The sequence below is a fragment of the Streptomyces albiaxialis genome (assembly GCF_039530985.1).
Classification (GTDB): Bacteria; Actinomycetota; Actinomycetes; order Streptomycetales; family Streptomycetaceae; genus Streptomyces; species Streptomyces albiaxialis.
In genome coordinates this window covers 747,579-773,547 of the sequence record NZ_BAAAPE010000001.1, presented here as the reverse complement: position 1 = coordinate 773,547, position 25,969 = coordinate 747,579, and the positions used below count along the sequence as shown (strand labels likewise).

The following is a 25,969-nucleotide window of genomic DNA, read 5'->3' as shown; positions in this document are numbered from 1 at the left end:
ATCGGAGCCGGACGCTTCGTCGGCCGTCTAAGTGTCGATGTTCTACGCTGCGGCCATGACCGACGAGCCGCTCAAGCAGCAGACCGACATCGCCCGCGCCGCCGCGCTGGTCGCCGATCCGTCGCGGGCGCGGATGCTCAAGTGCCTGGCCGACGGGCGGGCCCTGGCCGCGAGCGCGCTCGCCGGTGAGGCGGGGGTCAGTGCCGCCACCGCGAGCGTGCACCTGGCCAAGCTGGTCGAGGGGGAGCTGGTCACCGTCGCCAGGCAGGGGCGGCACCGGCTCTTCCGGCTGGCCGGGCCCGAGGTGTCCGCGGCGCTGGAGGCCCTGGCGCTGATCGCCCCGCCGCTGCCCGTCACCTCGCTGAAGCAGAGCAACCGCGCGGGCGCCCTGCACCGCGCCCGTACCTGCTACGACCATCTGGCCGGGCGGCTCGGGGCCGATCTGATGGCCGCGCTGCTCGACCGCGGGGTGCTGACCGGGTACGACGGCATCCACCGGCCCGAGGAGGCGGTCCGCGACCGGCCCGCCTCCTACGGGCGTGACATCCGGTATCGGATGACGGGCCCCGGGCGGGAGTTGCTCCGTGAACTCGGCGTTCACGCCGAGCGGCTGCCGCCGCGCCGTCCCCCGGTGCTGTACTGCGTCGACTGGAGCGAGCAACGGCACCACCTCGCCGGGGGGCTCGGCGCGGCGCTGACGGCCCGGCTGTTCGCCCTGGACTGGGTGCGCTGGGGCGCCGCGCCGCGCGTGGTCCGCGTGACGGACGAGGGAGCCGAGGGGCTGGAGCGCACCCTCGGCCTGGTCCCCGTCCGGTAGCGGTACGAGCAGCGGTACGGCTCAGTGCGGGCTCAGTACGCGGCTCAGTGCGTCGCGATCGCCGGGTCGCTCACGCCCGGCTTGCCCGTCTCCACGTGGCCCGCGAGGCGCCGGAGGTACGCGGAGTCGCCGTCGATCGTGATGCGGACGTCGTACCAGTGGCGGGTGGGTCCGAGGGGGAGGGTGTGGGTCGTGGTGGCGCCGGGGCGGAGGGTCAGCTTCTTGGACCTGCCGCCGTAGGCGTTGGTCACCTGGACCGTCACCTTCGAGCCCGTGGGGTTGGTGAACGCCAGCTCCAGCGCGCCCTTCGCGGCGTGGCGGGCGGTGACCTCCGGGGTCCGCTTCTTGGCCGGGCCCTGGAAGGTGCGGAGGAAGCCGTTGGGGCCGTGGACCGTCAGGTCGTAGGCGTCCTTCGTCTGCGAGGTGTTCCAGGTGTCCGCGAGCGTTTTGCCCGCCTCCGTCGTGTAGACCCAGGGGCCGTCCGTACGGTTGCCCGAGGTGACGTGGAAGTGCGCGCCCGCCTTCTCGCCGCCGCCGAACGTCAGGGTCACCTTGCCCGTGGTCGGGTCGGATGCGAGGTCCGTCAGCGGGGCGTAGGGGAGGGGACGGGTCCGGCGTGCGCCCTTCTCCTGCTTGAGGGCCTGCGGGACGTCGGGGCGGGCCGGGTTCCAGGAGTCGTGGCGGTCGTTGTCCGGCGGCTCGTAGGCGTCGACGTCCGGGAGGTCCGGGCGGTCGGTGTCCTTGAGGGAGAAGTCGAAGGCGGAGGTGAGGTCGCCGCAGACCGCGCGGCGCCATGGGGTGATCTGCGGCTCCTCGACGCCGAAGCGCTCCTCGATGAAGCGGATGATCGAGGTGTGGTCGAAGGTCTCCGAGCAGACGTAGCCGCCGGTCGACCAGGGGGAGACGACGAGCATGGGGACGCGGGGGCCGAGGCCGTACGGGCCCGCCTGGTTCTTCGCATCGCCCTTGTAGTGCTCGGCGGCCGTGTCCATGGTGGCCTTGCCCTGGTTCGCGTCGGCCGGGGCGTAGGGCGGGACGACGTGGTCGAAGTAGCCGTCGTTCTCGTCGTACGTGATGAACAGCGCGGTCTTGCTCCACACCTCGGGGTCGGAGGTGAGCACGTCCAGGAGCTGGGCGATGTACCAGGCGCCATAGTTGGTGGGCCAGTTCGGGTGCTCGTCGAAGGCCTCGGGGGCGGTGACGTACGAGACCTGGGGCAGCTTGCCCGCGCGGATGTCGGCGCGCAGGTCGTCCAGGAGTTCGCCGCTCTTCTTGATCTCGGTGCCGCGCCGCGACTTCTCGTAGAGCGGCTCGCCGGGCTTCGCCTCGCGGAAGGTCTTGTTGTAGAGCAGCGTGTTGCAGCCGTAGCAGCCGATGTAGGCGTCGTCGGTCCAGCCCCACTCGCCCGCGCCGTTCAGGCCGTTGCCGATGTCCTGGTAGAACTTCCAGGAGATCCCGGCCTCTTCCAGCCGCTCGGGGTAGCTGATGCCCGGGTTGCCCGGCTTGTCGCCGGAGACGACCTGGCCGCCGATGCCGTCCTTCTCGCCGCCCTGGTAGCCGGTCCACATGTAGTAGCGGTTGGGCTCGGTGTTGCCGATGTACGAGCAGTGGTAGGCGTCGCAGACGGTGAACTTGTCGGCGAGGGCGTAGAAGAACGGGATGTCGTCCCGGTTCATGTACGCCATGGTCTCCTCGGACTTCGCGGCGATCCAGCCGTCGTACTTGCCGCCGTTGAGGGCCTGGTGGCTGCCGTTCCAACTGTGGTCGAGGCCCGCGAGGAACTTCATGCCGAGGTCCTCGTCGTCGGCGCGGTAGGGCAGCACCTCGGTCGCGTCGCCGGGCTTCTTGGGCTGATGGAAGACGTTCTTGCCGCCGGGCAGCGTGACGGGGCGGGGGTCGCCGAAGCCGCGCACGCCCTTCATGGCGCCGAAGTACTGGTCGAAGGACCGGTTCTCCTGCATCAGGACGACGATGTGCTCGACGTCCTTGAGCGAGCCGGTGCGGCGCGCGGCCGGGATGGCCGCGGCCCGCTCGATGCTGCTGGAGAGGGCTGCGAAGCCCGCGGTCGCTCCCGTTATCTGGAGGAAACGCCGCCGGTTGAGTTCAGGCATGACTGAGGACCTTTGGAAGGCGCGGGACTGCAGGGACGCGGGAAGTCTGCCAAGGTCACAGGCATTCCGGAAGGGTGGTGACGACTAAGAGGTCATTTGTGCTGATTGCTCTGACGGCCCCGATGACCTGCGGTTTTGTGGGCCCGAGGGCGGGGTAGGCGCGCTCTCGCCGACCGGCGCCGGAAGCAGCGTCACCGCCGTGAGGAGCAGCCCCTCGCGGCAGAGCCAGCGGCCGGAGAAGTGGTCGAGCGGGCGTCCCCCGACCGTGGGCGCGGGGACCAGGACGCGGGCTGTGAACGTCCCCTTGTCCGGGTCCGCCTCGATGAGCGCCTCCTCGAAGCCCAGCTCGCGGCGGGTCAGCGGATACCAGACCTTGAACACCGACTCCTTGGCGCTGAACAGCAGCCGTCCCCAGTGGACCCCGGGTTCCTTACGGGAGAGGGCGGCCACCCACTCCTGCTCGCGGGGGAGGGCGATGGCCTCCAGGACGCCCTCCGGCAGGGCCTCGTTGGGCTCCGCGTCGATGCCGAGGCCCAGGACGTCGCCGCGCCGGGCGACCGCCGCCGCGCGGTACCCCGCGCAGTGGGTCATGGAGCCGGTCACGCCCTCGGGCCACTGCGGGGCGCCGCGCCGGTTGCGCAGGAGCGGGGCCGGGGGCACGCCGAGGCCGCGCAGCGCGCGGCGCGCGCAGACGCGCCCGGTGGCGAACTCGCGCCGGCGCGAGGGCACGGCGTCTTCGACGATCTCCAGCTCCTCCGGATACAGATGTTTCTCCGGCGGGCCCTCGGCGTCCGTGAACGCCTCGCTCGTCGCCGCGGCGCCGGGCAACAGCTCCTGGACGAGGGTGGGCCCGGGCGCCGCGGTGGTGGGCACCGTGCGGAGGGGCTCGCGCGGGGGCCGGGGGCGCCACTCGCGCGGATAGCCGAGCGAGACCTCCTCGAAGCGGACCCCGTCGTGCCAGGTGACCCGGGGGATGTGCAGATGCCCGTAGACCACCGCCGTGGCGCGGAAGCGGCGGTGCCAGTCCGCCGTACGCTCCGTGCCGCACCACTGTGCGAACTCGGGGTGGCGCAGGATCCTGGTGGGCTCGCGGACCAGCGGGAAGTGGTTGACGAGGACCGTGCGGTGGGACGCGGGGATGTCTTCGAGGCGGCGCTCGGTCCACTCCACGCGCGCCCGGCACCACGCGTCCCGCGTCGGATACGGGTCGGGGTGGAGCAGATACTCGTCCGTGCAGACGACCCCGGCGTCATGGGCGAGGCGCAGCGACTCGTCCTTGGTCGCGGCGCCCGGAGCCCGGAACGAGTAGTCGTAGAGCACGAAGAGGGGGGCGACCGTGACCGGGCCCTCCTCGTCGTGCCAGACCGGGTACGGGTCCTCGGGCGTGACGACGCCCATGTCCCGGCAGGCCTTGACCAGGCGGCGGTAGCGCCGGTCGCCGCGCAGGGTCACCGGGTCGCTCGGGTGGGTCCACAGCTCGTGATTGCCCGGGGCCCAGACGACCTTGGCGAAACGGTCGCTGAGAAGTCCGAGGGCCCGCTCGATGTCCCAGAACCGCTCGGCGACATCGCCCGCGACGATCAGCCAGTCGGCGTCGGTTGTGGGGTGCAAGGAGTCGAGGACCGTGTGATTCTCCCGGAACGCGACATGCAGATCGCTGACGGCGAGCAGCTTTCCGTTCATCCGTACGCCCATCCCCCGTTGCGTAGTCGCTGACGCGCACCGCCGCCGCATCAAAACAAGGGCGCGGCAATCGTGTCAACGGCCGCCGGTGCGCGGGAATTCCCGCCGCGCGTGCGGGTAACGGAACCTTCGGGCGGCACAGTTGTGAGGTGCGGCACAATCGCCCTGTCGCTCGCGTACTTCCGGGGCGACTCCCCAAGGATGGGGCCGTGGCCACCCTTGGCCGGAAAACCGGGGGCTTGCCAAATCCCGACAAAGAATTGGCAATGATGGAGGTAAGCCGGTGAGCGAGAAAGCCACGACCACGGTGAAGTGCCTGGTCTGGGATCTGGACAACACGCTGTGGCAGGGCACGCTCCTGGAGGACGGTGACGTGCGCATCGCCGACGGGATACGGGAGGTCGTCGAGGAGCTGGACGCGCGGGGCATCCTCCAGGCCGTGGCCAGCAAGAACGACCACGAACCGACCTGGGCGCGGCTGGAGGAGCTGGGCCTCGCCGAGTACTTCGTGCTCGCCGAGATCGGCTGGGGCCCCAAGTCCCGTTCGGTACGGTCGATCGCCGAGCGGCTCAACTTCGCCGAGCGCACCCTCGCGTTCATCGACGACCAGCCCGCCGAGCGCGCCGAGGTGGAGTTCCACCTCCCGGAGGTCCGCTGCTATCCGGCCGAGGAGGCGGCCCGGCTCACGGAGCTGCCCGAGTTCACGCCCGCGGCCAGGACCGTCGACTCCGCCAAGCGGCGCGCGATGTACCAGGCGAACTTCCGGCGCGACGCCGAACGGGCCGAGTTCACCGGCCCCGACGAGGCGTTCCTCCGCTCCCTCGACCTCGAACTGCGCGTCTTCCGGGCGACGGAGACCGAGCTGAGCCGCGTCGAGGAACTGACCCAGCGCACCAGCCAGATGAACGCGACGGGCGTGCACTACTCCGACGAGGAGCTGCGGGGGCTCCTCGCCTCCGAGAGCCACGAGGTGCTGGTCGCGACCCTCTCCGACCGGTTCGGCACGCACGGCGCGATCGGTGTGCTGCTGGTCGAGCGGCGGCCCTCGGCCTGGCATCTGAAACTGCTGGCCACGTCCTGCCGCGTGGTCTCCTTCGGGGTCGGCGCGACCGTCCTGAACTGGCTGGCGAGCGAGGCCGCGGCGGCCGGTGCGCACCTGCTCGCGGACTTCCGGCGCACCGACCGGAACCGGATGATGGAGATCGCCTACCGGTTCGCGGGCTTCGACGGCGAGGACTGCGCGTGCCGCGCCGGGCTGCCCGCGCCGGAGACCGAGGGCGTGGAGCGGCTGCACCTGGTCACCGAGCGGCGCGATCCGCCGGTCACAATGCGGCTGTTCACCCCTGACCTGGGCGGACGTACGGACGACGCCGGGGAACGCGCGGTGTCCGTTCCCGGCGCGTAGGCGTCGGTCGGGCCTCGGTACGGGAGGCGGCAGGCGGGAGGCCGGGCGGCCTCCCGTGCCCCGTTGCCCCGTTGCTCCGTTACGCCGTCTTCTTGCGGGCCAGCGTCAGGCCGTCCGCCAGCGGGAGGACGCAGATCTCCACGCGCTCGTCCCCGCGCACCAGCCGGTTCACCTCGCGGATGGCGCGGGTGTCCGGGTCGTCGGCCTCCGGGTCGACGACCCGGCCGAAGAAGAGGGTGTTGTCCAGGACGACGAGACCGCCCGGCCTGACCAGGCCGACCGCCGCCTCGTAGTACGCGGGGTAACCCGTCTTGTCGGCGTCGACGAAGACCAGGTCGAAGCTGTTCTCGCCCTCCGTGGAGCGCAGTTCGGCGAGGGTCTCGCGCGCGTCGCCCGTACGGCGCTCGATGCGGTCGGCGACGCCCGCGCGCTCCCAGTGCTCGGCGCCGATGTCGGTCCACTTCTCGCTGATGTCGCAGGTGATCAGGCGTCCGCCGGCGGGGAGCGCCCGGGCCATGGCGAGGGTGCTGTACCCGGTGAAGGTGCCGACCTCCAGGACCCGCGCGGCGCCCGTGAGTTGGACGAGCAGCGCGAGGAACCGGGCCTCTGTGGGCGGGACCTGCATCGACGTGCCCCCGGGCAGCTCCGCCGTCAGCGTGCGCAGGGCGGTCAGCACCTCGTCCTCGGGGCTGGAGACGTCCTCGACGTAGGCGAGCAGTTCTTCGGTGACGGCAAGCTGAGTGGCCATGGGGTCAACGTACGTCGTCCCGGCGGGTGGTTGCACCGCTTCCCCTCGTCTCCGCCCGCGCGCACGGCGCTTCACGGCGTACGGGCCGGTGGCGCGGAGGCAAAAACCCGAGGTCGGCGCTGAACGGGGGAAGAAATATTACCCACCGGTTACAGAGAACGGGCGTACTCGGTACCGGAGTTCATTGCATCTCGCCAGAGTCGTCCGTTAGGGTGATTGTCGATCACGGGGGTGACGGGGCTTTCTGTGTGTCCCCCCTGGGTTCTGGGGTCGTGAAAGACGCGACCCATCAGTACGGGGGCAGGCGAAATGTAATGATCATTCATGGGTGCGGCGCTTACGCCGCTCAATTCTCCACGGCATAGCTGCCGTCTTCTGCTTGAAGCATCCGCAGAGCTTTTTGTGACTCTGTGACGTTCTTCGGCATTCCGGGATTCCGTGCCTACAGGGGTGTTCGCCGGTATCCCTGATTTCACGTGCGCCGAAACGTCATATCGAACCCGAACTCATTCCTCACGGTTGCCGGAACGACAAGTGCGTCGATTCCGCGCCCGGCTTCACTGCTGGTTCGACGCTATCCAGAAACGGATATCCATGATCGATCCGCCGGCGTTCGCAGGGACCGCTGCCGAGTCCTCGGCTCCGGCATGCCCGGACACCGGCGCCACCCGTCCACGGAGCGCGGGGTCGGGTCCGCGCCGGAGCGTGCCTCGTTCTGGCGCGCCGAAAGCAGAGGTGAATTGATGGACGTCGCAGTCATCGGCATCACGGGGCGCTATCCGGGGTCGGAGGACCTGGACACGCTCTGGGCACACCTGCGGGCAGGCCAGGACTGCGTGACCCGGCCGCCCGAGGACCGCTGGGACGAGGACAGCCGGCCCGAGGTGTGGGGCGGATTCCTCGACGGCATCGACAGGTTCGACCCCGCGCTGTTCGGCGTCTCGCCCCGCGAGGCGGCGGTGATGGACCCGCAGCAGCGGCTGTTCCTGGAGACGGTGTGGGAGCTGCTGGAGAGCAGCGGCGTCACGCAGGACGCCGTCGAGCAGCGGTACGACCGCCGCGTCGGGGTCTACGTGGGCGCGGCGTACCAGCTCTACCGGGCGGACGCCGCCGACCGCCCCCTCGCGGCGCTCACCTCCATGGCCTCGTACAACCTCATCGCCAACCGGGTGTCCCACTTCTTCGGACTGGAGGGGCCCAGCCTGGCGGTGGACAGCATGTGCGCGTCCTCGGCCATGGCCGTCCACCTCGCCTGCGCCGACCTGGCGCGCGGGGAGAGCGCGCTCGCCGTCGCCGGGGGCGTCAACCTGGCCACGCACCCGGACAAGTTCCTCGGGCTCTCCGAGATGGGGCTGCTCGGCAGCCACCCGGGCAGCCGCAGCTTCCGCGACGGGGACGGCTATCTGCCCGCAGAGGCGGTCGGCGCCGTGCTGCTCAAGCCGCTGGACGCCGCGCTGCGCGACGGCGACACCGTACACGCCGTCATCAAGGGCAGCGCCTCGCTGCACAGCGGGCGCGCCGACGGCTTCCTCAGGCCCAGCCGCCGCGCCCAGGCCGCCGTGATGCGCCGGGCGCTGGAGCAGGCCGGGGCCGAACCGGCCTCGATCGGTTACGTCGAGGCCGCGGCGAGCGGCGCCCCCGCGGGCGACGGGGCCGAACTGGCCGCACTCCGCGACGTGTTCGCGGACGCCCGTACGCCCGTGCCCGTGGGCACCGTCAAGTCGAACCTCGGGCACCCGGAGGCCGCCTCCGGCATCGCCCAGCTCACCAAGGTCGCCCTCCAGTTCCGCCACGGCGAGCTGGCGCCGCTCGTCGGCGCCGGGGAGCCCAACCCCGCCCTCCCCCTGGACGGCGGCGCCCTCGCCCTCTGCGAGGAGCTGACGCCCTGGGAGCGGCGCCGGGACGCGGAGGGCCGCGAGGTCCCGCGCCGCGCGCTGGTCAACTCCGTCGCGGTGGGCGGCAGTCACGTCAGCCTGGTGGTCGAGGCCCCGCCCGAGCGCGCGCCCCGCACGGGCGCGCGGGACGACGCCCGCCCGCAGCTCGTCGTGGTGTCCGCGCCGAGCCGGGAGCGGCTGACCGGGGCGGTACGGCGGCTGGACGCGTACCTGGATACCTGCCTCGCGGGCGACGCGGGGCCGGGCGGCGGCGAGGTGAGCCTGGCGGACGTCGCGTACACGCTGCAGACCGGCCGCGAGGCCCTGCCCGAGCGGTTCGCCGTGGTGGCGCACGACCTCGAAGGACTGCGCGCCTCTCTCGCCCGCTTCCTCACCAGGGACGAGGACCCCGCCGCGCACACGGGCAACGCCCGGGACAGCAGGACGGGTTCGCTGCTCTCGGTGCTCGACGGCGCCTCCGGCAAGGCCTTCCTCGCCGCCCTCGTCGACGACCGCGACCTGGCCCGCCTCGCCGAGCTGTGGGTGAACGGGGCCCGTGTGCCCTGGAGCGCGCTGCACCTGGAGGGGCGGACCGTGGTCCCGCTGCCGGGCACCGCGTTCGAGCGGGGCAGCCACTGGCTCGATCGGATGAGCGGCCACGACCAGCTCTCCGGGAACGGGAACGGGAGCCCGAACGGGAGCGGCGGCGCGTACGCCGGTCCGGCTCCGGGAGTGACCGGCACCTCGAACGGCGTCCGGCCCGCGGAAGGCGCGGAGTACGCCGATGCCGGGACCCTTCAGGCCCGTAAGGAGGCCGCCGTCGTCGCCGCCTGCGCCGAGCTGCTCGGGTTCGAGCCCGGCCAGATCGGGCCCGGCGACGGCTTCGTGGCGCTCGGCGGCCACTCCCTGGTCGCGCACCGCCTCGCCGCCGACCTGCGCGAACGGGGCCTGGACTGCGACCCGCCCAGCATCCTGCGGGCCCGCTCGCTCGCGGACATCGCGGAGGCGGCGGAATACGTGGGGGAGCCCGTGGAGGCCGAGGCGTCCGCGCAGCCCGTAGCGCCCGCGGAGCCCGTCGCGTCCGCGCAGCCCGTAGCGTCCGCGGAACCCGTAGAGGCCCCCTCCTCTGCACCCTCCCCCGTCGGCATCCCGCCGCACACCACCCGCGTCACCCCCGAGATGCTCCCCCTCGTCGCTCTCACGGAGGACGAGGTCGCGGCCGTCGTCGCGGCTGTGCCGGGCGGGGCGGCGAATCTGCAGGACGTGTATCCGCTCGCCCCGATGCAGGAGGGCATGTTCTTCCACCACGTCAGGGAGGACGCGCACGACCCGTACGTGTCGACGGGGCTGTTCTCCTTCGCGGACCGGGAGTGTCTGGACCGGTTCGCGGCGGCGCTGCGGGCCGTCGTCGCGCGGCACGACGCGCTGCGCACGGTGATCCTCTCCGACGGGCTCGACGGGCCCGTCCAGGCCGTCCTCCGGAGCGTCGAACTCGCCCTGGAGGAGGTCGGGCTGCGGTCCGGGGAGCCCGCCGGGGAGCAGCTCGCCGAGCTGCTGCGGCAGGCGCCGCGGATGCCGCTCGACCAGGCGCCGCTCATCCGGCTGCGCGGCGGCAGGCACCCGGACACCGGGGTCTGGCACGCGGCGCTCAGCCTGCACCACACGATCCACGACGCCTCCTCGCTCGGGTTGCTGTTCGCCGACATCGGCGCGCACATGGACGGGCGGGCGGCGGAGCTGCCGGAGCCCGCGCAGTACCGGGCGTTCATCGAGCACACCCGGCGTGGTCCTGCGGAACGGTCCGAGGCCGCCGCGTTCTTCGGCGAACTGCTCGGCGACGTGGAGGAGCCGACCGTGATGTTCGGGCTCCACGATGTGCACGGGGACGGCGAGGAGGTCCGCGAGCTGCGCCGTTCGCTGGACGAGGGGCTCGGACGGCGGGTGCGCGCGCTCGCCGCTGAGCTGGCGACCAGCCCGGCGACCCTCTTCCACGCGGGCTGGGCCCTGACGGCCGCCGCCTGCGCGGGCCGTGACGACGTGGTGTTCGGCACCGTCATGTGGGGCCGGCTCCAGGGGCCCGCCGGGACGGAGAGCATGCTCGGCAGCTTCATCAACACGCTGCCCGTGCGCTTCCGGCTGGCCGGCAGCAGCGTACGGGAGCTGGTGGAGCGGGCCGACGAGACGCTGAACGGGATCGTGCGGTACGAGCAGACGCCGCTCTCCGAGGCCCGCGCGCACAGCGGGCTGCCGAGCCCCGAGTCCCCGCTCTTCAACGCGATCCTCAACTACCGCCAGATGCCCGGCGACCACGGCGTCGAGCAGATGCTGGAGCGGGTCGGCGTCACGCCGCTGTCCACCGAGGTCATCGAGCGCAGCAACTACCCGCTGACCGTCTCCGTCAACGACATCGAGGGCAGCTTCCAGATCGACGCCCAGATCCACCGGGCCCAGGACGCCGACGTGGTCGTCGACTGCCTGGAGGCGGCCATGGCCGCGCTCGTCGACGCGCTGTCCGACGAGGAGCGCGCGGACGCCCCGGCGCTGGAGCTGTCGGTGCTGCCGCCCGTGATGCGGGAGCGCGAGACCGGCTCGTACGCCTGGGAGCCCGTGGAGACGGGGATCCCGCTCGGCGAGGCCGACCGGCGGATGGACGCGTGGTTCGAGGAGATCGTCCGCGCGGCGCCCGACCAGGTCGCCGTGCGCTGCGAGGACCGCGACCTGACCTACGCCGAGCTGAACGCGCGGGCGAACCGCCTCGCGCGCTACCTGCGCGAGCGGGGCGTGGGCCGGGACGGGCTGGTGGCCGTGTGCCTGCCGCGCAGCGAGTGGCTCGTGGTGAGCGCGCTGGCCGTGGTGAAGGCCGGAGGCGCGTACGTACCGCTGGACCCGTCCGCGCCCGCCGAGCGCATCGGCCATGTGATGCGGGACAGCGCGCCGCGCGTGCTGCTCGTCTCCGGCGGAGTGCCGGAGGGCCTCGACGCGGGCGGCGCCACGGTCGTGGACGTGCCGGGCGACGCGGACCGGTGGGCGGACCTGCCCGACGGCGACCTGGAGCCCGTGGCGGGCGCCTCGGCCGCCGACCTCGCGTACGTGATCTACACCTCGGGCTCGACGGGCCTGCCCAAGGGCGTGATGGTCGAGCACCGGAACATGTCGCGGTTCTTCGTCGCGTGCCACGAGTGGTTCGGCTACCGGACCGGGGACGTGTGGACGCTCTTCCACTCCTTCGCCTTCGACTTCACCGTGTGGGAGATGTGGGGCGCGCTGCTGCACCAGGGCCGTCTCGTGGTCGTCACGCAGGACGTGGCCCGCAGCCCCAAGGACTTCTACGCGCTGATGTGCGCCGAGCGCGTCACGGTCATGGGCCAGACGCCGACCGGCTTCGGCCAGCTCATCGACGCGCAGGGTGAGTACCTCGAAAAGGGCGCCTCGCACTCGCTGCGGACCGTGCTCATCGGCGGCGAGGAGCTGGACGCCTCGCCGCTCGCCCCGTGGTTCCAGCGGCCCGTCAACGACGGGGTGAAGCTGATCAACATGTGGGGCACCACCGAGACGACGGTGGTCACCACCTTCCGCCAGGTCGTCGAGCCCGACACCCGCCTCACCACCCGGCCCATCGGCCGCCCGATGCCGGGCAACAGCGTGTACGTGCTCGACCCGCGCGGCAATCCGGCGCCGACCGGCGCCGTGGGCGAGCTGGTCATCGGCGGCGAGGGCGTCTCGCGCGGCTACCTCAACCGGGAGGAGCTGACCGCCGAGCGCTTCGTGCCCGACCCGTACGCCACGCTGCCGGACGCGCGGATGTACCGCACCGGCGACCTGGGGCGGCGGCTGCCCGACGGGACGCTGGAGTTCCTCGGCCGCAACGACGGCCAGGTCAAGGTCCGCGGCTACCGCATCGAGCTGGGCGAGATCTCGACCCGGCTCAACGAGCACCCCGCCGTCGCCGAGGCCCGCGTCGTCGTCCGGGGCCAGGGCGACGAGCGCCGCCTCGTCGGCTACGTCGTCCCCGCCGACCAGGACACGGGCCCGATGCGGGCCCTGCGCCGCCTCGCCGCCGAGCGCCCCGGGCTCCACGACACCGTCCGCGAACTCCCCGGTGGGCTCCCGGTCCTCGACCCCGAGGGGGGCACGGCCGTGCCGCTCACCGGGGAGCACGGGCTGACGCTCGGCGCGGGCGAGCGCGTCGTGGACATGGGGGCCGGTCCCGGCCTCTTCACGCTGCTGGCGGGGCTGTCCCGCCCGGACGCCGAGCTGCACGCGCACGAGCGGGACCCGCTGCTCCAGGAAGCGCTGCGCGCCAACCTCGCGCTGTACGGCCTCGAAGCGCGGGTCCACGACGGCGACCCGGCCACCGCGCTGTCCGCGCTCCTGGCGGACGGCGGCGGTGTGGGCCTGCTGCGCCTCGGCGCGGACGACACGGGACACGCGCTGCTCGACGGCCTGACCGGCGACGGCTGGCGCGCCGTCCGCCAGCTCGTGGTCGAGCTGCGCGACGACGCGGACGGGCGGCGGAAGACGGTCACGGCGCTGCTGGAGGAGCGCGGATACGAGGTCTCCGGCGAGGAGAGCGAGGGCGGCAGCGGGACGTACGTCCTCCGCGCCCGCCGGGCCCCGGATCCCGGGGGCGACCGTACGCCCCTCGGCGACGTCGCCGTGCCGCGCTGGCCGAACGAGGGGGTGCTGAAGGCGGAGCTGGACGCCGCCGTACGGGCCGCGCTGCCCGCGTACATGGCGCCGTCCGGCTACGTGATGCTCGACGCGCTGCCGCTCACCAGCAACGGCAAGCTCGACACCCACGCCCTGCCCGAGCCCGAGCTGCCCCGCAGGTCCGCCGACGGGGCGGCGGAGCTGGACACCCCGGCCGAGCGCGTCGTCGCCGAGGTCTGGGCGGAGCTGCTCGACCTGGACGCCGGGCTCCTGGGGCGGGACAGCAACTTCTTCTCGCTCGGCGGCAATTCGCTGCTGGTCACCCGGATGATCAACCTGATCAAGCGGCGTACGGGCGTCGAGCTGCGGGTCCAGACGATCTTCGGCGCCGAGCAGCTCGCGCACCTGGCCGCCGACGTGGAGCGGCTGACCCCGGACAGCGGGCCCGCCGCCGCGCTCGACCTGGACGCGCTCAGCGACAGCATCAGCCTCGTCCAGAACCTCAGCGACGAGGAGCTGGACGCCCTGGACATCGACACCGCCCCCGTCCCCGCCACCGAGAGCTAGGCAGAGAGAGCGAGATGAGCATGCCGCACGAGGAGAGCGGGCAGGAGCTGATCCGCCGGATCCAGTCCATGCCCTTCAAGCGGCAGCGCGCCGTGATCGCGCTGCTGCGCAAGCAGGGCGTGGACGTGTCCGCGCTGGACCTGATCCCCCGCCTGCCCCGCTCCGACGACCAGCCGCTCCCGCTGTCCTTCGCCCAGCAGCGGCTGTGGTTCCTGGCCCAGTTGGAGGACACCGGCGCGCACTACAACGTCCCACTGGCCCTGCGGCTGCACGGGAAGCTCGACCGCCCGGCGCTGCGCCGCGCGCTGTCCGGCCTGGTGCTGCGGCACGAGGCCCTGCGCACCCGCTTCGAGGACAGTGACGGCGTGCCGCGCCAGATCATCGACGACGGCGCGGACTTCACCGTGCGGGAGCGGGAGACGGCCGACCCGCAGGAGGTCGTCCGGGCCTGCCGGGAGGAGATGCTCGCCCCCTTCGACCTCGCGCGGGACCCGCTGATCCGGGCGCTGCTGCTGCGGCAGAGCGACACCGAGCACGTCCTGATGGTGACGATGCACCACATCGTCTCGGACGGCTGGTCGGTCGGGGTGTTCTTCCGCGAGGTGACCGAGCTGTACGAGGCGCACCGGCAGGACCGGGACGCGGCGCTGGAGACGCTGCCCGTGCAGTACGCGGACTTCGCGGCATGGCAGCGCCAGTGGCTCGCGGGCGAGGTGCAGACGCGGCAGATCGAGTACTGGAAGAAGCAGCTCGACGGCGTGGACCCGGGCCTGACGCTCCCCGCCGACCGGCCGCGCCCGGCGGTCCGGGACCACGAGGGCACCCGGGAGTTCTTCCGCTGCTCCCCCGAGCTGCTGGCCCGGCTGCGGAAGCTCTCCGAGCAGCACGACGCCACGCTCTACATGACGCTGCTGGCCGCCTACTCCGTCCTGCTGCACCGCTACACCCAGCGGACCGACATCGCCGTCGGCACCATCGTGGCCAACCGGGGCAGGGCCGAGATCGAGGGGCTCATCGGGCTGTTCGCCAACACCCTGGTGATGCGGAACGACCTCGCCGGCGACCCGGCCTTCTCCGAGCTGCTGGGCCGGGTGAAGAAGACCGCGCTGGAGGGCTACGACCACCAGGACGTGCCGTTCGAGGCCGTGGTGGACGCGCTCCAGGCCGAGCGGAGCCTCAGCCACTCGCCGGTGTTCCAGACCGTGCTGGTCCTCCAGGAGGAGCAGGCCGAGCCGCGGCTCACGCTGGGCGGGCTGGAGGTGACCTCGGTCGATGTCGACTTCGACATCAGCAAGTTCGACCTGACCCTGGACCTGCGCGAGACCCCGGACGGGCTGACGGGCGCCGTGGAGTACGCGACCTCGCTCTTCGACCGGGAGACCGTCCAGCGCTTCGTCCGGCACTTCACGACCCTCCTGGAGTCCATAGCCGACGGGCCGGAGCAGCCGATATCCCGCCTGGAGCTGATGGACGCCGCCGAGCGCGAGCGCCGGGCCGAGGAGTGGCGCACGCCGCCCGCCGAGGACTCCTCGGAGCGCTGTCTGCACGAGTGGTTCGAGGAGGTCGTGCGCGCCTCGCCGGACGCGGTCGCCGTCCGGTCGGGGGAGACGACCCTGACCTACGCGGAGCTGAACGCGCGCGCCAACCAGGTCGCCCGCTTCCTGCGCACCCGGGGCGTCGGCCGCGAGTCGCTGGTGGCGCTGTGCCTGCCGCGCGGCGAGTGGCTCGTGGTGGGCGCGCTGGCCGCGCTGAAGGCCGGAGGCGCGTACGTACCGCTGGATCCCTCGGCGCCGCCCGAGCGGCTGCGGCACGTGCTCACCGACAGCGCCCCGAAGGTCGTCCTGGTCGACGGCGGGGTGCCGGAGGGCCTGGACGTCGGGCGTGCCTCCGTGGTGGACGTGCGGGACCGCTGGGACTGGCTGCCCGACGACGACCTCCAGCCGGTGGACGGGGCGTTCCCCTCGAACCTCGCGTACGTGATCTACACGTCCGGCTCGACGGGCGTGCCCAAGGGCGTGATGGTCGAGCACCGCAACGTCTCGCGGCTGTTCACCTCGACCCGGGAGTGGTTCGGCTTCGGGCCGGACGACGTGTGGACGCTCTTCCACTCCTTCGCGTTCGACTTCACCGTCTGGGAGATGTGGGGCGCGCTGCTGCACGGCGGCCGGCTCGTCGTCGTCCCGCACGCGACGACGCGCAGCCCCAGGGACTTCTACGCGCTGCTGGTCGAGGAGGGCGTCACCGTCCTCAACCAGACGCCCAGCGCCTTCGGCCAGTTGATCGCGGCGCAGGGCGAGCACGGCGAGGAGGCAGCCCCGCACTCGCTGCGGACCGTGGTCTTCGGCGGCGAGGCGCTGGACACGGCCGCGCTGCGGCCCTGGTACGCGCGCCCGGTCAACGCCGGGACCGAGCTGGTCAACATGTACGGGATCACCGAGACCACCGTGCACGTCACCCACCGGCCGCTCACCGAGGCCGACACCGCGCGCGCCGTCAGCCCCATCGGCGGCCCCCTCCCGGACCTGACGGTCTACGTGCTGGACGCGCACGGGAACCCGGTGCCCACGGGCGCCGTCGGCGAGATGTACGTGGGCGGCGAGGGCGTGGCCCGCGGCTACCTCAACCGGCGGGAGCTGACCGCCGAGCGCTTCCTGGACGACCCGTTCCGCGGCGTGCCCGGCGCCCGGATGTACCGCACCGGGGACCTGGGCCGGGTGCTGGCCGACGGCTCGCTGGAGTACCACGGGCGCAACGACGACCAGGTCAAGATCCGCGGGCACCGCATCGAGCTGGGCGAGATCTCCGCGCGCCTCGACGAGCACCCCGAGGTCGGCTCGTGCGCGGTCGTGGTCCGCGAGGACCAGCCCGGCGACCGGCGGCTCGTGGCGTACGTGGTGCCCGTGTCCGCTTCCGCGACCGCTTCCGGCGAGGACGAGGACGACGAACGGCAGTCCGGGCTGCGCGCCGAGCTGGACCGGCTCGCCCGCCGCACGCTGCCCGACTACATGCTGCCCGGCGCGTACGTCTTCCTCCCCGTCCTGCCGCTGACCACCAACGGCAAGCTGGACCGCGCCGCGCTCCCCGCGCCCGGCATCGACGCCTACGCGCGCCGCGCCGAGCACACGTACGTCGCGCCCTCCACCGCGACCGAGCGCGAGCTGGCGCGGGTCTGGGCCGAGCTGCTCGGCTTCGAGCAGGACCGGATCGGGGCGCACGACAACTTCTTCACGCTGGGCGGCCATTCGCTGCTGATCACCGTGCTGGTGGCGCGGCTGAAGGACGCCGGACTGCACCTCACCGTGCGCGACACGTTCAGCGCGCCGACCCTGGAGGCGCTGGCCGCGCGCATCGACGAGAACGCCTCGTCCGGCGGCGCGGCGGGCCCGGGCCCGGGCGGCGGCACGGCGGCCGCGCCCTACACCGTCCCGCCCAACGGCGTCCCCGAGGGCTGCGAGCGGCTCACGCCCGGCATGCTGCCCCTGGTCGAACTGACGCAGGAGCACCTGGACTCGCTCGCGGACCGGGTCCCCGGCGGCGCGGCCAACATCCAGGACGTCTACCCGCTGGTCCCCTCCCAGGACGGCATCCTCTTCCACCACCTGATGGATCCGGAGAACGACCCGTACGTGATGTCCGCGGCGTTCACCGCGCCGGACGAGGCCGCGTGCGCCGCGTTCACCGAGGCCCTCCAGGGCGTGATCGACCGCCACGACGTGATGCGTACGGCGGTGCTCACCGAGGGGCTGCCGGAGCCGGTGCAGGTCGTGCACCGCTCGGCCGAGCTGCCCGTGACGCGCATCCGGCTGGACGCGGACGGCGACGTGGCGGCGGGCGAGGAGGCCGAGGAGCGGGTCAAGGCGCTGCTGCACACCCCGCCGCCGCTGCTGCCCGACCGGGCGCCGATGATGCAGCTCCGCGTCGCGCCCGAGCCGGGCACGGAGCGCCGCTTCCTGCTGGTGACCTTCCACCACCTCATCGAGGACGCCACCTCGCTGCGGCTGATCTTCGACGAGCTGGCGGCGCTCATGGCCGGGCGCGCCGACCTGCTGGCCCCGCCCGCGCCGTACCGCGACTTCGTCGCCCACACCCTGCACGAGCTGCGCACGGGCGACGCGGAGGAGTTCTTCCGCGCGACGCTCGGCGACGTCACCGAGCCCACCGTGCCGTTCGGCCTGAGCGACGTGCACGGCGACGGCCGCCGCACCCGCAAGCCGCGCCGCTCCCTGGACGCCGGGCTCACCCGGCGGCTGCGGGACGAGGCGGGGCGGCTGGGCCTCAGCCCGGCCTGGCTCTTCCACGCGGCCTGCGCCCGCGTCGTGGCCGCCAGCAGCGGGCGCGACGACGTGGTGTTCGGCACCGTGATGTCGGGCCGCCTCCAGGGCGTGCCCGGCGTGGAGCGGATGCTGGGCAACTTCATCAACACGCTGCCCCTGCGCGTCCGGCTGGACGGCAGGTCCGTGCGCGAGCTGGTCGACGAGGTGGCCTCGGGGGTGCGCGAGCTGATCGCCCGCGAGCAGTCCTCGCTGAGCCTGGCGCAGCGGTGCAGCGGGCTCGACAGCGACACCCCGCTCTTCAGCGCCGCGATCAACTTCCGGCACTTCGAGCCCGGCAACGAGGACGCCGGCGCGCCCACCCTCGAAGGGCAGGGCATCGCGTGGCTGGGCGTCATGGACCGCACCAACTACCCGATGGGCATGTCGCTGGACGACACCGGCGAGGAGCTGTCCCTCACCGTCCAGGTCGAGGACGCGGTCGAGCCCGAGACGCTGCTGCGGTACGTGGAGACCGCGCTCGACGGCATCGTGACGGCCCTGGCCGACGGCGACGGGCACGGCACCCGCGCCCTCGACGTCGAGGTGCTGCCCCCGGACGAGCGGAAGCTGCTGCTGGCCGCGGCGCGGGGCGAGCGGCCCGCGTACCCCGAGGACGCCTGCCTGGCCGGGCTGTTCGAGGAGCGGGCGGCACGGCGGCCCGACGCGGTCGCCGTACGGCACGGCGCGAGCACCCTCACGTACGCCCGGCTCAACGCCCGGGCCAACCAGGTCGCCCGCCATCTGCGCGGCGCCGGGGTCGGCCCCGACGTGCTGGTGGGTCTGTGCGCCGACCGCACGCCGGACCTGGTCGTCGGGATGCTGGGCATCCTCAAGGCGGGCGGCGCCTATGTGCCGATCGACCCCGACTACCCCGAGCAGCGCGTGCGGAGCCTCGTGGAGACCTCCGGGGTGCGCGTGGTGCTGGCCCAGTCACGGCTGCCCGGCGGGCTGTTCGGCGACGTGGACGAGGTCCTGCACCTCGACACGGGGCAGCGGGCCGCCGACGGGGCGCGGGTACTGGAGGACCTGGCCGAGGAGGACGTGCCCCGCGCGGAGACGGGCCTCACCCCGGACCACCTGGCCTACGCGATCTTCACCTCCGGCTCGACGGGGCGGCCCAAGGGGGTGCTCGTGGAGCAGCGCGGCGTGGTCCGGCTCGTCACCAACCCGGACTACTTCGCCTGCGACGAGGACGCGGTGGTGCTGCACCACTCGTCGATCTCGTTCGACGCGGGCTCCCAGGAGGTCCTGACCCCGCTGCTGACCGGCGGCGAACTCGTCCTGCACGACGGCGAGTCGAAGGACCCGGCGCAGGTGCTGGACACCGTCGCGCGCGCCGGTGTCACCACCATGCTGCTGTCCGCGGCCTTCCTCCCGGCGTTCGTCCAGTCCGCCGCGGGCCGGGAGCTGGCGCTGCGGTACCTGGCGGTCGTCGGCGACACGTTCTCCGCGCGCGACGTGCGGCGGCTGTACGAGGCCCAGCCGGGCCTGACCGTCGTCAACGGCTACGGGCCGACGGAGAACAGCATCGCCTCGACGTACCACGAGATCCCCCGGGACCTTGCCGACGAGGCCCGCGTGCCCATCGGCCGCCCCGTCCCGCACACCACCGCGTACGTGACGGACGAGCGGCTGCGGCTGGTGCCCGACGGCGTGATCGGCGAACTGTGCCTGGGCGGCGCCGGTGTCGCGCGCGGCTATCTCGACGCGCCGGAGACGACGGCCGAGCGGTTCGTCCGCGACCCCTTCGGCGAGGAGCCCGGCGGGCGGCTGTACCGCACCGGCGACCTGGTGCGCAGGCTGCCCGACGGCACGCTGGAGTTCCGCGGCCGGGTGGACGACCAGATCAAGGTGCGGGGCTTCCGCGTCGAGCCCGGCGAGATCGAGACGGTGCTGCACGCGCACCCCTCGGTGCACAGCGCCGTCGTCGTCCCGCGCACGGCCGACGAGGTGCAGAGCCTCAGCGCCTATGTGAGCCCCGCCGAGGAGTGGCTGGAGGCGGCGGCCGAGGCGCAGACCTCCGAGCACCTGGGCCAGTGGGAGCGGCTGTTCGAGGACCAGTACGCGCGCGGCGGCGACGAGTCCGTGCCCGACGACCTCAACCTCGCCGGCTGGGAGAGCAGCTACACGGGCGAGCCCGTGCCCGAGGACGAGATGCGCGAGTGGATCGACGGCACCGTCGCCACCATCCGCGCGCTCCGCCCGAAGCGGCTCCTGGAGATCGGCTGCGGCACGGGCCTGCTCCTCTTCCGCTACGCGGAGGAGTGCGAGTCCGTGCACGGCGTGGACATCTCCGCCTCGGCCCTCGCGGACGTACGCCGGGGCGCCGCTCGGCGCGGCTGGTCCCACGTCACCCTGGCCCAGGGCGACGCGCTCTCCGTGGACCGGCTCGGGGAGGAGGCGGACGGCCAGGGCACGGACGGCGCGCTCTTCGACGTCGTCGTGCTCAACTCCGTCGCCCAGTACTTCCCCAGCCGCAACTACCTGGACGAGGTGCTCGCGCGGGTCCTGCCCCTCGTCGCCGACGGCGGCCGGATCCTGCTGGGCGACATCCGCAACCTCGACCTGTTCTCCGCGCACGTCTCCGCGATCGAGCGCAGCCGCTCCGGCGTGCCCGGCACGGCGGGCGCGCTCAACGCACAGGTGCAGCGCCGCAGGCGCCAGGAGACCGAACTCCTCGTCAGCCCCACGTACTTCACCCTGCTCCCGGAGCGGTTCGGGGAGGTGGGCGCCGTGGACCTCATGGTCAAGCGCGGCACCGGCGACAACGAGATGCTCGCCTACCGCTACGACGTGGTGCTGACCAAGGGCACCGTCCCGGCGGCGCCCCAGCACCCCTGGCTGGAGGCCGCGACCCCGGCGGAGCTGCGCGCCCTGCTGGACGGCGGCGCCCCCGACGTCTTCGGCGTCACGGGGCTGACCAACCACCGGGTCGCCGAGGACGTGCGCGTGTGCACGTCCCTCTCCCGCTGGGCGCCGTCCCGCCAGGTCGAGCCGCTGCCGCGCGGCGGCAGGCTCTCCCCGGAGGCCCGGGAGGAGGTCCGCGAGCTGGAGGCGGCGCTGCTGCACGCCGAGTCCCTCGGGTACGAGGTGGCGGCCACCTGGTCGCAGGACCGGCTGGACGGCCTCGACCTGATCCTCGCCCGCGGCGGGGCGCCCCGGGCGCGGGCGCGGTCCCCGTACCGCGAGCGGCGCCTGGCGAACGCGCCGCAGGTGGACAGGCTGGGCACGGGCCTGGTCAAGGAGCTGCGCGACCACCTGGCCGACCGGCTCCCCGACCACCTGGTCCCCGGCGCCTTCGTCGTGCTGGAGGAGCTGCCGGTCACCCCGCAGGGCAAGATCGACAAGCGGGCGCTGCCCGCGCCGGACGAGGAGGACCTGGCCAAGGAGGTCTACGTCGCGCCCCGCACCGAGGCCCAGCGGACGCTGTGCCGGATCGTCGGGGACGTCCTCCAGCTCGAACGGGTCGGCCTCCAGGACAACTTCTTCAACCTGGGCGGCCACTCACTGCTGGCCACCCGGCTCAATCTGCGGGTCAAGAAGGAGACGGGCGTCGAGCTGTCGCTCCAGCTCATCCTCACCGCCGCCACGATGGAGGAGATGGCCTCCGCGCTGGAGGAGGAGCTGGGCGAGGAGGAGGGCCCGGGCCTGGTGCCCGCGACGCCCGCCGCCGAGGGCGCCGAGGCGCCGCTGTCCACGTTCCAGCGCGACCTGTGGTTCCTGCGCGGCCCCGGCCACCTGGGCAGCGCGTACGACAATGTGCAGCTCGCCGTGCGGATGCGGGGCACGCTGGACCGCGAGGCCCTGACCGGGGCCGTACGCGCCCTGGTGGAGCGGCACGCGGTCCTGCGCACGGGCTATGTGCGCCGCGAGGACGCCTATGTGCAGCGTGTGAACGGCGCCGGCGGCTTCGAGGTGCCGGTGCTCGACGTCCCGCAGGAGGAGGGGGACGGGGACGGGGCGCCGGCCGCGTGGCTGCGGGCCGAGCGGCTGCGGCCGTTCGCGCCCGAGGGCCCGTTCGCGCTGCGGGCGCACCTGCTCGCGCTCGGGGACGAGGACCACGTTCTGGTGCTCACCCGGCCCTGGGGCGTCTTCGACGGCTGGTCGACGGGCCTCCTCCTGCGCGAACTGGCGAGCGCCTACCGGGAGCTGAGCGCGGGCCGCGCCCACGGGCTCGCGCCGCTGCCCCTGCAGTACGCCGACTTCGCCCGCTGGCAGAGCGGCACGCTGGACGCGGCGGAGCTGGACCGGCAGCGCGACCACTGGCGCAAGCGGCTCGACGGCCTGCCCGGGTGCCTGGCGCTGCGCACCGACTACCCCCGGTGCCCCGTGAAGTCGTACCAGGGCGCGGCGGTGGACTTCGCCGTCCCGGCCGCGCTGACGGAGCGGCTGCGGAAGCTCGGCGCCGACCAGGGGGCCTCGCTCTACATGGTGCTGCTCGCCGCGTACGCCGTGCTCCTCGGCGGCCGTACCGACGACCGCGAGCTGGCCGTCGGTTCCCCGGTGACCCACCGTCCGGCCGCCGAACTGGAGGAGCTGGTCGGCTACTTCGTCAACGCGCTCGTGCTGCGCCTCGACATCGCGCCCGAGCGGACGTTCCCGGAGCTGCTGGCGCAGGCCCGGGAGGTGGTCGCGGAGGCGCAGGCGCACAAGGACCTGCCGTTCGCGGAACTCGCCCGGGACCTGGTGCCGGAGCCCGACCCGTCCTGCTCCCCGGTGTTCCAGGTGATGTTCAACCTGGTCGCCCACGGCGGTAGCGACGGGGACGGCGGCATCGAGGGACTGGAGGCCGAGCCGGTCGTCAGCGACTCGGGAACCGCGAAGTTCGACCTGAGCCTCGCCCTGCACGAGACGGTCGACGGACTGGACGGCCACCTGGAGTACAGCACCGACCTGTTCGCCCCCGCGACCGCCGCCGGGCTGGGCCGGAGCTACGTACGGCTGCTCGAACGGATCGTGGCGGAGCCCGGCGCGACGATCGGGGGCGTCCGCGCGTGAGCCACCTGACAGCGACCGTCCTGGGCGACGTGGCACTGGTGATCCTGGTGTCCTGGGCCTTCGGCGCCGCCGCCCGGCGCCTGGGGCAGCCCACGGTGATCGGGCAGATCCTCGCGGGCATCGCCCTGGGGCCGACCCTGCTGGGCCGGATCCCGGGCGATCCGTCCGGCCATCTGTTCCCCGAGGACGCCCGGCCGTTCCTGTCGATGCTCGCGCAGGTCGCGATCGTCCTGTTCATGTTCGTCGCCGGGTACGAGATGGACTTCCGGGCCTTCCGCGCCGGGCGCACCGCCGTGGGCGTCGCGGCGGCCGGGCTGCTGGCGCCGATGGCGCTGGCGGTCGGGGCCGTGGCGCTGTTCGGCGGGGCGTTCTCCGCCGTGGACCCGGGCCACGCGGACCAGGGCTCGTTCGCGATGTACGTGGCCGTCGCGGTCTCCATCACCGCGCTGCCGGTGCTCGCCGCGATCGTGCGGGAGCGCGGCGCCGCCGGGACGCCCGCGGGCACCGTGTCGATCGCCGCCGCCGGGTTCATGGACGTCGCGGCCTGGCTGGTGCTGGCGGCGGTGCTCAGCGACTCCGGGCAGGCCACCCGCTTCTCGTGGCCGGTCGCGCTGGGCCTGCTGGCGGCGTTCACCGCGTTCCTGTTCCTCGCGGTCAGGCCCCTGCTGCGCGGGTGGCTCGACCGGCCCGCGACGCTGCTGAGCAACCCCGTGCCCGCGGCGATGATCCTCGCCCTGGGCAGCGCGTGGGTCACCGAATCGCTGGGCCTGCACGCCGTGTTCGGCGGGTTCCTCGCCGGGCTGGCCATGCCGCGGCGCGAGGGACGGCCCAGCGCGGACGTGCTCGGGCCCATGGAACAGACCTCCGGGATGCTCCTGCCGCTCTTCTTCGTGAGTACCGGGCTCTCCGTGGACATCGGCTCGCTGGGCGGCGACGGCTTCGGGCTGCTCGCGCTGATCCTGCTGATCGCCATCGCAGGGAAGTTCGTCCCCGCCTACGGCGCCGCCCGGCTGGGCGGTCTCGACTCCCGGCAGTCCTCGCTGGTCGCCGTGATGGTGAACACCCGGGGGCTCACCGAGCTGATCGTGCTGGACGTCGGCAGGTCCGCCGGGCTCATCGGCCAGGACCTGTACGCCGTGCTCGTCCTCATGGCCCTGGTCACCACGTTCATGACGGGGCCGCTGCTCCAACTCGTCGGCAAGGAGAGAAAGGGGCGGCCCGCCGACTCCGCCCGTACGTCCACCTCCACCACGTCCACCCATTCCGCAGAGCCTGCGGAGCCCGCCGGTCCCGGCGGGGAACGAACGGGAGAGAAATCAGCGTGAACAGCACCGAAGAATTCGATGTCGTGGTCGTCGGCGGTGGCCCCGGCGGTTCGACGCTGGCCGCACTCGTGGCCAAGCAGGGGCACTCGGTCCTCCTTCTGGAGAAGGAGTTCTTCCCCCGCTACCAGATCGGGGAGTCCCTGCTCCCCTCGACCATCCACGGCGTCTGCAAGCTGACCGGGGCCGACGAGGAGATCGCCAAGGCCGGCTTCCCCGTCAAGAAGGGCGGCACGTTCCGCTGGGGCGCCAACCCCGAGCCGTGGAAGTTCGAGTTCGCGGTCTCGCCGCGCATGGCCGGCCCGACCTCGACCGCGTTCCAGGTCGAGCGCTCCAAGTTCGACAAGATCCTGCTGGACAACGCCCGCAAGGTCGGCGCCGAGGTCCGCGAGGGCTGCGCAGTCTCCGACATCCGCGAGGAGGGCGAGCGCGTCACCGGCGTGCGCTACACCGACGACAAGGGCGAGAAGCGCGAGGTCGCCGCCCGCTTCGTGGTGGACGCCTCCGGCAACAAGAGCAGGCTCAACACCAAGCTCGGCGGCCACCGCGAGTACTCGGACTTCTTCCGCAACCTCGCCCTGTTCGGCTACTTCGAGGGCGGCAAGCGGCTGCCGGAGCCGAGCCGGAACAACATCCTGTGCGTGGCCTTCGACAGCGGCTGGTTCTGGTACATCCCGCTCAGCGACACCCTCACCAGCGTCGGCGCCGTCGTCCGCCGCGACATGGCCGAGAAGGTCCAGGGCGACCCGGAGAAGGCCCTCCAGGCACTCATCGACGAGTGCCCGATGATCTCCGACTACCTCTCCCCGGCCCGCCGGGTCACCGAGGGGCAGTACGGCGAGATCCGGGTCCGCAAGGACTACTCGTACCACCACACCTCGTACTGGCGGCCCGGGATGATGCTCGTCGGCGACGCCGCCTGCTTCGTCGACCCGGTCTTCTCCTCCGGCGTGCACCTCGCGACGTACAGCGCGCTGCTGGCCGCCCGGTCCATCAACAGCGTGCTCGCCGGGACCGTCGAGGAGGAGGCGGCCATGACGGAGTTCGAGACGCGCTACCGCCGCGAGTACGGCGTCTTCTACGAGTTCCTGATGTCGTTCTACGACATGCACCAGGTCGAGGGCTCCTACTTCTGGGAGGCCAAGAAGCTCACCCGGAACAGCAGCTCCGACATCGAGTCGTTCGTCGACCTGGTGGGCGGCGTCTCCTCCGGCGAGGCCGCGCTCGCCGACGGCGAGGCGGTCGCCAAGCGGCTGAACGCGCAGAACCAGGAGTTCGCCGAGGCCGTCGAGGCGATCTCCGACGGCGACAACGACAACTGGGCCCCGCTGCTGGGCTCGTCCGTCGTGCGCGAGGCCATGACCGAGAGCTCGAAGGTGCAGATGCACGCCTCGCTCGGCGAGGACGCGGAAGAGGAGACCCCGCTGTTCGAGGGAGGGCTGATCCCCTCGCCCGACGGCATGTCCTGGGTCCACGCCTGA

9 protein-coding genes and 1 pseudogene are annotated in these 25,969 nt (G+C 72.9%); 6 read left to right on the top strand and 4 right to left on the bottom strand.

What is annotated here, in order from left to right; genetic code table 11:
* Positions 1 to 55: 55 nt before the first annotated feature.
* Positions 56 to 817, top strand: a complete 762-nt coding sequence (locus ABD343_RS03345; protein WP_344523738.1) for an ArsR/SmtB family transcription factor — start codon at positions 56 to 58, stop codon at positions 815 to 817.
* Between the two features lie 44 nt (positions 818 to 861).
* Here the strand turns inward: ABD343_RS03345 and ABD343_RS03340 are convergent, their stop codons facing one another.
* From ABD343_RS03340 to ABD343_RS03330, 3 genes and pseudogenes are all read right to left on the bottom strand, one after another.
* Complete coding sequence (locus tag ABD343_RS03340) at positions 862 to 2,928, bottom strand: phosphocholine-specific phospholipase C (RefSeq protein WP_344523736.1); 2,067 nt, start codon at positions 2,926 to 2,928, stop codon at positions 862 to 864.
* 84 nt (positions 2,929 to 3,012) lie between these two features.
* Positions 3,013 to 3,801 (bottom strand): 4'-phosphopantetheinyl transferase family protein, encoded by a 789-nt coding sequence (locus ABD343_RS03335; protein ID WP_344524367.1) that lies wholly within the window; start codon positions 3,799 to 3,801, stop codon positions 3,013 to 3,015.
* Positions 3,775 to 4,623 (bottom strand): annotated as a pseudogene (locus tag ABD343_RS03330) (metallophosphoesterase family protein); the annotation flags it as partial. The gene ABD343_RS03335 and the pseudogene ABD343_RS03330, both read right to left, overlap by 27 nt.
* A 271-nt stretch (positions 4,624 to 4,894) precedes the next feature.
* Between ABD343_RS03330 and ABD343_RS03325 the strand changes: the two are divergent.
* Complete coding sequence (locus ABD343_RS03325) at positions 4,895 to 6,016, top strand: HAD-IIIC family phosphatase (protein WP_344523734.1); 1,122 nt, start codon at positions 4,895 to 4,897, stop codon at positions 6,014 to 6,016.
* A 79-nt stretch (positions 6,017 to 6,095) separates the two neighbouring features.
* Here ABD343_RS03325 and ABD343_RS03320 read toward each other — a convergent pair whose 3' ends face one another.
* Positions 6,096 to 6,764 (bottom strand): O-methyltransferase, encoded by a 669-nt coding sequence (locus ABD343_RS03320; protein WP_344523732.1) that lies wholly within the window; start codon positions 6,762 to 6,764, stop codon positions 6,096 to 6,098.
* Between the two features lie 743 nt (positions 6,765 to 7,507).
* On the opposite strand from ABD343_RS03320, the gene ABD343_RS03315 reads away from it, so the two are divergent.
* The 4 genes from ABD343_RS03315 to ABD343_RS03300 are packed head-to-tail and all read left to right on the top strand — an operon-like array spanning position 7,508 to position 25,969.
* Entirely contained in the window at positions 7,508 to 13,855 is a 6,348-nt protein-coding gene (locus ABD343_RS03315) for an amino acid adenylation domain-containing protein (protein WP_344523730.1), read from the top strand.
* Positions 13,856 to 13,875: 20 nt separating this feature from the next.
* A complete protein-coding gene (locus ABD343_RS03310) occupies positions 13,876 to 23,166 on the top strand; it encodes an amino acid adenylation domain-containing protein (RefSeq protein WP_425578097.1) in 9,291 nt (3,096 codons plus the stop codon).
* The gene (locus ABD343_RS03305; RefSeq protein ID WP_344523726.1) at positions 23,163 to 24,491 is read left to right on the top strand and encodes a cation:proton antiporter; all 1,329 of its coding nucleotides are present in this window, start codon (positions 23,163 to 23,165) and stop codon (positions 24,489 to 24,491) included. Before ABD343_RS03310 ends, ABD343_RS03305 begins: the two co-directional genes overlap by 4 nt.
* Positions 24,488 to 25,969 carry an FAD-dependent oxidoreductase gene (locus ABD343_RS03300; protein WP_344523724.1) on the top strand — a complete coding sequence of 494 codons (1,482 nt, stop codon included), beginning with the start codon at positions 24,488 to 24,490 and terminating at the stop codon, positions 25,967 to 25,969. Before ABD343_RS03305 ends, ABD343_RS03300 begins: the two co-directional genes overlap by 4 nt.